This window comes from Streptomyces lushanensis, assembly GCF_001700515.1.
GTDB classification, from domain to species: domain Bacteria; phylum Actinomycetota; class Actinomycetes; order Streptomycetales; family Streptomycetaceae; genus Streptomyces; species Streptomyces lushanensis.
In genome coordinates this window covers 1-9,624 of sequence record NZ_MAUD01000059.1, presented here as the reverse complement: position 1 = coordinate 9,624, position 9,624 = coordinate 1, and the positions used below count along the sequence as shown (strand labels likewise).

The 9,624-nt window shown below is 72.7% G+C and carries 9 protein-coding genes; 3 read left to right on the top strand and 6 right to left on the bottom strand.

All coding sequences use genetic code 11. The features are described from left to right. Window positions 1–192: 192 nt before the first annotated feature. Both BFF77_RS05150 and BFF77_RS05145 read right to left on the bottom strand, forming a co-directional pair. Window positions 193–1,047, bottom strand: coding sequence for a siderophore-interacting protein (locus BFF77_RS05150; protein WP_066944240.1), 855 nt, complete (start codon window positions 1,045–1,047; stop codon window positions 193–195). 93 nt (window positions 1,048–1,140) lie between these two features. Continuing rightward, complete coding sequence (locus BFF77_RS05145) at window positions 1,141–2,046, bottom strand: 5'-3' exonuclease (RefSeq protein WP_066944238.1); 906 nt, start codon at window positions 2,044–2,046, stop codon at window positions 1,141–1,143. A gap of 447 nt (window positions 2,047–2,493) precedes the next feature. Here BFF77_RS05145 and BFF77_RS05140 point away from each other — a divergent pair, with 447 nt between their 5' ends. Further along, the gene (locus BFF77_RS05140) at window positions 2,494–3,042 is read left to right on the top strand and encodes a helix-turn-helix domain-containing protein (protein WP_066944236.1); all 549 of its coding nucleotides are present in this window, start codon (window positions 2,494–2,496) and stop codon (window positions 3,040–3,042) included. 77 nt (window positions 3,043–3,119) lie between these two features. Here the strand turns inward: BFF77_RS05140 and BFF77_RS05135 are convergent, their stop codons facing one another. Next, entirely contained in the window at window positions 3,120–4,295 is a 1,176-nt protein-coding gene (locus tag BFF77_RS05135) for a TDT family transporter (RefSeq protein ID WP_079124847.1), read from the bottom strand. A gap of 70 nt (window positions 4,296–4,365) precedes the next feature. Here BFF77_RS05135 and BFF77_RS05130 point away from each other — a divergent pair, with 70 nt between their 5' ends. Further along, entirely contained in the window at window positions 4,366–5,331 is a 966-nt protein-coding gene (locus BFF77_RS05130; RefSeq protein ID WP_211280158.1) for a LysR family transcriptional regulator, read from the top strand. Window positions 5,332–5,359: 28 nt separating this feature from the next. Here the strand turns inward: BFF77_RS05130 and BFF77_RS05125 are convergent, their stop codons facing one another. The 3 genes from BFF77_RS05125 to BFF77_RS05115 all read right to left on the bottom strand — a co-directional run bounded on the left by BFF77_RS05125 (window position 5,360) and on the right by BFF77_RS05115 (window position 8,464). After that, window positions 5,360–6,058, bottom strand: a complete 699-nt coding sequence (locus BFF77_RS05125; RefSeq protein WP_066944234.1) for a gamma-glutamyl-gamma-aminobutyrate hydrolase family protein — start codon at window positions 6,056–6,058, stop codon at window positions 5,360–5,362. Window positions 6,059–6,094: 36 nt separating this feature from the next. Beyond that, window positions 6,095–7,561, bottom strand: a complete 1,467-nt coding sequence (gene eat / locus BFF77_RS05120) for an ethanolamine permease (protein ID WP_066944232.1) — start codon at window positions 7,559–7,561, stop codon at window positions 6,095–6,097. 165 nt (window positions 7,562–7,726) lie between these two features. After that, the gene (locus BFF77_RS05115) at window positions 7,727–8,464 is read right to left on the bottom strand and encodes a FadR/GntR family transcriptional regulator (RefSeq protein WP_066944230.1); all 738 of its coding nucleotides are present in this window, start codon (window positions 8,462–8,464) and stop codon (window positions 7,727–7,729) included. A 78-nt stretch (window positions 8,465–8,542) separates the two neighbouring features. On the opposite strand from BFF77_RS05115, the gene BFF77_RS05110 reads away from it, so the two are divergent. Further along, on the top strand, window positions 8,543–9,624 hold a 1,082-nt coding region (locus BFF77_RS05110; protein WP_066944228.1), incomplete at its 3' end, for a glutamine synthetase family protein.

Below are 9,624 nucleotides of genomic sequence, written 5' to 3'. Positions count from 1 at the left end.
GCCTGGCCGACGCGCCGACGCTCTGACGGCGCGTCGGCGCGTCGGCCAGGCGGTAGGCGGTAGGCGGTAGGCGGTAGGCGGTACGCGGCACACCGGACGCGGTGCGAGGCGCGCGCACGCCGCGGCACGCGAAAAGGCCGTCCGGGCGCCGGGCGCGGACGGCCTTTTCGTGTACCAGGGGCGGTGCGGAGGTCAGCTCACCTTCTGCTCCTGTGCCTCCTGTTCCCGCTCCACCTGCTCGTTCCACTCGCGCTTGACGGCGCGCCAGGCCTCGTCGGTCTGGCCGAGCCGCCAGTATCCCGACGCCGAAAGCCGCTCGCGCGGGACACCGCGCTCCAGCCGCAGATGACGGCGGAGGTCCCTCACGAAGCCGGCCTCGCCGTGCACGAAGGCATGGACATCACCCGCGGGGAACTCCAGTTCGCGCACGGCGGCGACCAGGGCCTCACCGACCGGGCGGTCGCCTCGGTGCAGCCAGGTGATCCCGGCGCCGTCCGGCGTCGTGACCTTCTGCTCCTCCTCGGGGCCGGAGACCTCGACGAAGGCACGCACGGGCGCGCCGGCCGGAATCCGCTCCAGCGAGGCGGCGATCGCGGGCAGGGCGCTCTCGTCCCCGGCCAGCAGATGCCAGTCCGCCGCCGGGTCCGGCGCGTACGAGCCGCCGGGCCCGAGGAACCGTACGGTCTCGCCCGGCCGCACCCGCGCGGCCCAGGGTCCGGCCAGCCCCTCGTCGCCGTGCACCACGAAGTCGACGGTCAGCTCGCCGGAGTCCGGGTCCCAGGCGCGCACCGTGTACGTGCGGGTCGTGGGCCACTGGTCGCGCGGGAACTCCGCGCGGATCCGGTCCATGTCGAACGGTTCGGGATAGGTCGCACCGTCCGCGGCGAAGAGCAGCTTGATGTAGTGGTCGGTGAACTCACCGGCCTCCAGTCCGGCCGGCCCGTCGCCGCCCAGAACGACACGGACCATGTGCGGCGTGAGCCACTCGGTGCTCACGACCTGTGCCTCACGCGCCTTCGGTGCCTTGCGGGCCGGCTGTTCTGCCACGGTGGTCTCCCCAGACTCTGGTGATGCTTAGGCTTACCTAAGCTAACACCTCGGCCGGGCGCCCGGACCGCGTGCGGAGCCCGGTCGTGGAGCTCAGCTCTCCAGGACGACCAGAAGTCTGCGCAGCGCGCCGCCGAGGCCCCACCGGACGGCGAGCGCCTCGACCAGAGCCGGATCGCGCGGCTGTGAGGGCAGGGCCGGATCGAACTGCGGCAGCGGAACGTCCCCGGCGACCCGTACCACCCTGGGCGCGACCGCCACATAGTCCCGGGCCTCGTCGAGCCGCTTGCGCTGCGACGGAGTGAGCTTCGAGCGCGGATCGTCCACCGCCGCCATGATCCCGGCCAGATCGCCGAAGGCGTCCAGCAGCTTGGCCGCGGTCTTCTCGCCGATTCCCGGCACACCGGGAAGCCCGTCGCTCGGGTCGCCGCGCAGGAGCGCCAGATCGACATATCCGGGTCCGTCGACGCCGTACTTCTCGCGCAGCACCGCCTCGTCGGTGAGCTGGAGCGTGCCGACGCCCTTCAGGGGATAGAGCACCCGCACACCCCGGGCGTCGTCGACGAGCTGATAGAGATCCCGGTCGCCGGTGACGATGTCCACCGGACCCGTCGCCCGGCCCGCGAGCGTGCCGATCACGTCGTCCGCCTCGTATCCCGCGACGCCGACCCGGGCGACACCGAGCGCGTCGAGCACCGCCTCGATGACCGGGACCTGTGGCGCGAGCGTGTCCGGAGTCTCCTCCTCGTCGGGCCCCTCCGCGCGCTCCTCGGCCACCCGGTGCGCCTTGTACGACGGGATCAGCTCCACCCGCCACTGGGGCCGCCAGTCCGCGTCCATACAGGCCACCAGCTCGTCGGGCCGGTGGTCCTGGACCAGACGTGCGATGAAGTCGAGCAGCCCGCGCACCGCGTTGACCGGGGTGCCGTCCGGGGCCCGTACGGAGTCGGGGACCCCGAAATAGGCCCGGAAGTAGAGGGAAGCGGTGTCGAGGAGCATCAGGCGTCGCGTCACAACCCCGATGATGCCCCAGCCCACTGACAGCCGCCGCCGACGGACCGCGGCCCGCCGGCCGCCCCGGCGCAACGACCGCGAGAGCGGTCGAGGACGGTCACAGAATGTCACCGCTCCCGCTCCGGGGGAATCTCACGCGATGTCGCCCGATCGGCCGCGGCGGACGGCGCGGTGGACACGACCGCGGAGGCGGAGGCGGCGCCGCCCGCCGGCAGGGCGCCGGGCACGTCCCGCCCGCTTCCCGGCCGCCGGGCGGACGCCGGGGCTCTTTGCGAATCACCCGCGGACGCGCATGATGGACCCCGGGGGCCGCCTGCTTCCCTCGCCCGTGGTTTCGTACCGCCCGGGGGTCCGGCAGCGGGTGAGGCAGGACAGCTCTTGTACCGGCGTCAACTCTGAGAAGATGACGATCCGGTCGGGAGGGAGCCAGTCATGGACGACAAGGAAGCGCTCAGGGTGGGCGCGGCCGTCCGCAGGCGGCGCAGGTCCCTGGGCCTGACCCTGGCGGCGGTGGCCGCCCGCAGCGGACTGTCGGTGCCCTTCCTCAGCCAGATCGAGAACGAGCGTGCCAGGCCGAGCACCCGGTCACTGGAACGGGTGGCGGACGCACTGGAGACCACGCCCGCACGGCTGCACGCCGCCGCCGACTCCGCGCGCACGGTCGATGTCGTACGGGCCGCCGACGCCGGACCCGGTGTCCGGCGGGTGGTCCGGGGCGGACATCAGCTCAACGCCAAGGAATTCACCGGCGAGCAGGACACCGGCCGGGAGTACCAGCACCGCAACGACGAGATCATGTACATCGCCGACGGCGCCGCCGAGGTCGAGGCCGAGGGCCGTGCCTACCGGCTGGAGCGCGGTGACACGCTGTATCTCTCCGGTGGTGTACGGCACCGCTGGCGGGCCACCGAGCCCGGCACCCGCATCCTCGTCGTCTCCGTCGCGGAGCACATCGACGCGACGGTCGACCCCAGACGCTGACCGGCCGGGCAGCCGCCCGGCGCCGAGCGGCGGGCCACCGCGCCGGCCGACGGCGGCTCCCCGCCCGGGGCGGCCTCTCACGCCGTACGGGCCGTCACCGGCCGGGGCACCTGCGGCGCCGCGAGCAGCGTTCCGCCGAGCAGCCCGCGCAGCGTGTGCCACCCCACCACCGCCCAGGCCGCCACCAGCAGCACGAACAGGCCCACCGCCAGCCACTCCAGCGCCACCAGGCCGGTACGCCCGGCCAGTGCCTCGGTGCCCGTCACACACGTACCGACCGGGAAGGTGAAGGCCCACCAGGTCATCGTGAACCGCATCCCGCGCCGCGCGGCCCGTACCACCAGGGCCGCCGCCAGCGCCAGCCACAGCAGCGCGAACCCCAGCACCGGCACGCCGTACACCACCGCGAAGGCGCCCAGCGCCCGCGCGTACGGAGAGCCGACCGCCCCCGGCGCCACCTCGGCGAGCCTGCCGACCGCCGTGACGGACTGCCCCAGCGGGCCGAGCACCAGGAAGAGCGCCGGAGTCAGCGCGAGCGGCGGCGGACCGTGGAGCAGCAGCCTGCCGAAGAGCAGCGGGAGCAGGGTCATGGTCGCGAGCAGACTGAGCCCGAAGAGCGCGTAGCAGCCGAACAGCAGCGTCTCGCGCCCCTGGCCCACGGGCAGAAAGGGCACCAGCGAGGAGCCGACCGCCGCGGAGACCATGGGCGGTACCACCGGCAGCAGCCAGACCGGCGACACCTCGCCGGGGCCCGGCCGACGGCGTACGACCAGCAGGTACGGCACGGCCACGGCGAACACCAGGCCCAGGGCCGTGCCCACGGCGAACAGCGCCGCGTCCATGACGACCGCCGCGTGCTCCCCGAGCACATCACGGCCCACGGCGAGCGTGGCTGCTCCGACGGCCAGCGGCGCCATCGCCGAACAGCCGTAGAACGGCGCCACGGCCGGATCGTGGAGCTGGGCGCGCGCCCGGTCGCGATGGCAGAGCCAGTGTCCCGCGCGGGCGGCCACCAGCACGGCGAGCGCCACCACGGAGAGTGCCCAGAGCGCCACACAGCCGGTTCGCAGCCCCGGGACGTCCGCGGGCAGCCCGGCACCCGCGGTGGCCACGATCGCGGTCCCCATCACCGTCGCGTACCAGTTCGGTCCGAGGTGGCGGAGCCACGGCAGCCGTGGCCGCACCCGGGGGACGGCGCGCGGCCCGCCGGTGGCGGCGGGATACGCCCTGGTGGGATGCGTGAGAGCGGCCATGCCTCCACCCTCGCGCCCGCCCGCGGCCCCCACCAGGCCCGTTGTCGCTATGAGGTCATAACCTGTACTTATGACCGCTGATCCGCGCCCCGGCCGTGCCACGGCTCAGCTCGCCGCGCCCGGCGCCGCGCCTCTGGCCCACCGGGTGCCCGATCTCGGGGCTCTGGAGCTGCTGCTCGCCGTCGCCCGGCTCGGCAGCCTCGGCCGGGCCGCCCGTGAGCTCGGCATCAGCCAGCCCGCCGCGAGCGGCCGGATCAGGGCCATGGAGCGGCTGCTCGGCGTGGCTCTGGTGGACCGCTCACCGCGTGGCTCCCGGCTCACCGACGCCGGTGCGCTGGTCACCGACTGGGCCGGACGGGTGGTGGAGGCGGCCGAGGCCTTCGACGCCGGGGCGCAGGCGCTGCGTGGCCGCAGGGACTCACGGCTGCGCGTGGCGGCCAGTATGACCATCGCCGAGTATCTGCTGCCCGGCTGGCTGGTGGCTCTCCGCAGGGCCCGGCCGGACACCGCGGTCTCCCTGCTCGCGGGCAATTCCGCGGCGGTCGCCGAGCGGCTGCTCGCCCATGAGGCCGATCTCGGTTTCGTGGAGGGCACGGCCGTGCCCGAGGGCCTCGACTCGGCGGTCATCGGCCATGACCGGCTGCTGGTGGTCGCCGCACCCGGTCATCCCTGGGCCCGCCGCCGTGGCCCGATCGATCCGGGGGAACTGGCCGGGACCGCGCTGATCCTGCGCGAACCCGGCTCCGGCACCCGTCAGGTGCTGGACGCCGGGCTCGCCCCGTACGGCGGAGTGGCCGAGCCGCTGCTCGAACTCGCCTCCACCACCGCGCTCAAGGCCGCCGCCGTGAGCGGTGCGGGGCCGTGCGTACTGAGCGAACTCGCCGTCGGCGAGGAACTGGCCGCCCACCGGCTCGTCAAGGTGCCGGTGGAGGGCGTACGGCTCCGCCGTGATCTGCGCGCGGTCTGGCCGGTCGGCACCCGGCCCGCGGGCCCGGCCCGTGATCTGCTCTCCCTGACGCGCGGCGCCCTGGAGTGAGCCGGGTCGCGGCGGCCCGGACCGGGGTTCAGACGCTCGCGGCCCGCGCCCGTGCCGCCCGGACCAGCGCGCTCACCACACGGGTGTCGTCGGCCATCTCGGGATGCCACTGCACACCCAGCGCCCACTGCGGCTCCGGCAGCTCGACGGCCTCGACCGTGCCGTCCGCGGCGAACGCCGACACGGTGAGCCCCGCGCCCAGCCGGTCCACCGTCTGGTGATGGTGCGTCGGTACGGCGAACTCCTCCGGCACCAGCTCGCCGTAGCGGGTGCCGGGCACCGGCTTCACCGGATGCTCGCCGAAGGTGCCTCTGACCGGGGAGGTGTGTCCCTCCACATGCTGGACGAGCGTCCCGCCCAGCGCCACATTGAGCAGCTGCATGCCCCGGCAGATCCCCAGCAGCGGCGTGCCGGACGCCAGGGCGGCGTCGATCAGGGCCAGTTCCCAGGCGTCCCGCTCCCGGGCCGGCGGTCCGGTACGAGGGTGCGGCTCGGCTCCGTACCGTACGGGCTCCACATCGGGGCCGCCCGCGATCACCACGCCGTCGAGCCTGGCCACCACCGAGGCGGCGGTGTCCGGGCCGTCCGGCGGAAGCATCGCGGCGATCCCGCCGGACCGCTGGACGATCCGGGGATAACCGGCGGGCAGCAGCGCCGCCGGAAGCTCCCAGACACCCCACGCGGCGGACTTCTCCAGATAGGTGCTGATCCCGATGAGCGGTTTCATGGCGTTCCGGTCCTTCCGTGGGTGCCGACGGTGTCCTCAGCCGCGTTCGAGTTCGGCCTCGGCGGCGGCCAGGGCCGCGAACTCCTCCTCGGGAGCCGCCGCGACCAGCCGGTGCCGACTGTAGAAGGTGAAGTACGCGAGAGCGACGGCGTAGACGCCCAGTGCGATGAACGCGGCGTCCTTGTCCACCAGGAAGGTCGCCACCAGCGCCGACAGGGCCAGTACGAACGCGACGCCTGAGGTGAGCATGCCCCCTGGTGTGCGGTACGGCCGGGCCAGCCCCGGCTCGCGGCGGCGCAGCACCAGATGGGACAGGGCCATCAGCGCGTACGAGATGGTGGCGCCGAAGACCGCCACATTCAGCATCCGCCCGCCGTCGCCGGTGGCCGCCGCCAGCGCGAAACCGATCGCGCCCGGGATCAGCAGTCCCGGATAGGGGGCCTTGCGGGCGCTGGTCAGGGAGAGGAAGCGAGGCAGATAGCCCGCCCGGGAGAGGGCGAAGAGCTGCCGTGACCCGGCGTAGATGAGCGAGAAGAAGGAGGCGACGAGACCGGCGAGGCCCGCGTAGTTGACGAACCGGCTCAGCGCGGTCGGTTCGCCGTCCCCCTGGAGCGCGACCACCAGCGGATTGCCCGCGTCTTGCACGGCGGCCGAGCCGCGTGCGCCCGTCGCGGCCAGGAAGGTGATCAGCGCGAGCAGCACCAGCACCCCCATGGAGATCGACAGCGCCCTCGGCATCGAACGCACCGGGTCCTTGGCCTCCTCGGCGGCCAGCGGCACTCCCTCCACCCCCAGGAAGAACCACATGCCGAACGGGAAGGCCGCCCAGATGCCCAGCACGCCGTACGGCAGCCAGGACCCCGAGCCGAACGCGTCCGGGTCGGCCGGGATGTCGTTGAGACCGCTCGCGTCGAACTCGGTGAACGCGCCGGCCGCGAAGATGAGCAGCGCCGCCACCGCGACGGCCGTCACCACGAGGCTGAAGCGCAGCGCCTCGCCGACGCCCCAGAGATGGATCCCGATGAAGACCGCGAAGCAGGCCAGATAGACCGGCCAGCCGGCGGTCAGCCCGAAGAGGTCGAGCGACTCGACATAGTCGCCGATGAAGATCGAGATGGCGGCCGGCGCGAGGATGTACTCGATCAGGATGGCCGTACCGGTCAGAAAGCCGCCCCAGGTGCCGAGCGCCCGCCGGGCGAAGCCATAACCGCCGCCCGCGGTGGGCAGGATGGCGGAGAGTTCGGCGAGGGAGAAGACCAGACAGGCGTACATGACACCCATCAGCAGTGTGGCGAGGGCGAGACCGCCGAAGCCTCCCTCGGACAGACCGATGTTCCAGCCCGAGAAATCACCGGAGACGACATAGGCGACACCGAGACCGGTGAGCAGCAGCCAGCCGGCGCTGCCCCGGCGCAGCGCGCGCCGTCGCAGATAGTCGGCGTCCTGCCGGGCCGTGTCGGCCGGGCCGGCCGTCGTGATGCGCGAGTCGGTGCCGTCGGACATGAGCAGCTCCTGCCTCGGGGTAAAGGTGTGAGGGCATACCTTTGCGCTCCGGACGGCCACGCGCAAGACTCCTGCGTCAAAAGGCTGTTACGGCTCCGCCCGCCACCGCTCCCGCGACGGGAGGGTCCGTTCCGGCGGAACCCGAGAGGGACGCATGGCCCGCGCTCAGGCCAGAAAACCGCGCAGCAGCGCGGCCGTACCGCCGCAGTGCTCGCGTGCGATCTCGCGTGCCGCGTCCGCGTCCTGGTCGAGCACCGCCTCGGCCAGCGCCGTGTGCTGGCGCTGCGAGTGCTCCAGATTCCTCACGAGCAGCGGGATGCAGTCCAGCAGATCGTTGACCGTCGCCCGCACGGCCGCGTACTGGGCGGTCAGGGTCGCGGAGCCGGACAGCTCGGCGAGCGTGAGATGGAACAGCGTGTCCAGCCTGCGGTACTCCACGAGCGGCGCGTCGTGGGTCGCGGCCAGCGCCGAGCGCAGCCGCCCCGCCCGTTCACCGGTCAGCCCGTCCGCCGCGCACAGTCCCGCCGCGCCCGCCTCCAGCACCTCGCGAAAACGCAGGACGTCCTCGATGTCCACGCCGGCCACCCGCCGGCGCAGCTCCTCCTCGGCGCCGCCGACCGGGGTGCCGGGTCTGTGCCGTACGAACGTCCCGCCGTATCTGCCCCGCCTGCTCTCCAGCAGCCCCTGGTCCTGGAGCACCTTGAGCACCTCGCGCAGCGTCACCCGGCTGATCCGCAGCCGGTCCGCGAGCTCCCGCTCGGCGGGCAGCCGTTCGCCGCCCGCCACCAGACCGAGCCTGACGACCTGGAGGATCTGCTCCAGCGCCTCCTCGAAGCCGTTCCCCGCCCGCACGGGCCGCAGCACCGGAGTCAGCGGGTCCATCGGCTCGTTCTTCTTCGTCATGTCGCCGATTCCCCTTCCCAACCAAAGGTCTCCAGGAATACCTTATGGCTTCCGGCTGACCGAAGGAGGAGTAATCCCGTGGCAGACCGCACACCCCCGCTCGCCCTCGACAAGCTCCGCATCCTCGTGGAGAGCGGTGAGATCGACACGGTGGTCCTGGCGTTCCCCGATATGCAGGGCCGGCTCCAGGGCAAGCGGTTCGCCGCACGCTTCTTCGTCGACGACGTCCTGGAGCACGGCGCCGAGGGCTGCAACTATCTCCTCGCCGTCGACACCGACATGAACACCGTCGACGGATACGCGATGTCCTCCTGGGACACCGGCTACGGTGACTTCGCCATGCGTCCCGACCTCACCACACTGCGCCGGCTGCCCTGGAACGAGGCCACCGCGATGGTCATGGCCGATCTCGCCCGGAGCGACGGATCGCCCGTCGCCGCGGCGCCCCGCCAGATCCTCCGCCGCCAGCTCGACCGGCTCGCCGAGTACGGCTACACCGCACATGTCGGCACGGAGCTGGAGTTCATCGTCTTCAAGGACACCTACGAGCAGGCCTGGGACAGCGGCTACCGCGGGCTGACTCCCGCCAACCAGTACAACATCGACTACTCCGTCCTCGGCACCGGCCGGATCGAACCGCTGCTGCGCCGGATCCGCAACGAGATGGCCGGCGCGGGGCTGACCGTCGAGTCCGCGAAGGGCGAGTGCAACCCCGGCCAGCACGAGATCGCTTTCAAGTACGACGAGGCCCTCGTCACCTGTGACCAGCACGCCGTCTACAAGACCGGCGCCAAGGAGATCGCCTCCCAGGAAGGCGTCTCGCTCACCTTCATGGCCAAGTTCAACGAGCGCGAGGGCAACTCCTGCCATATCCACCTCTCGCTTCAGGACAAGCACGGCACCAGCGTCATGGCCGGGGACGGGCCGGAGGGGATGTCGCCCGTGATGCGCCACTTCCTGGCTGGACAGCTCGCCGCGCTGCGGGACTTCTCCCTGCTGTACGCGCCGACCATCAACGCGTACAAGCGCTTCCAGCCCGGCTCCTTCGCGCCCACCGCCGTCGCCTGGGGACATGACAACCGGACCTGTTCGCTGCGGGTGGTCGGCCATGGCCGGTCCCTGCGCTTCGAGAACCGGCTGCCCGGCGGAGACGTCAACCC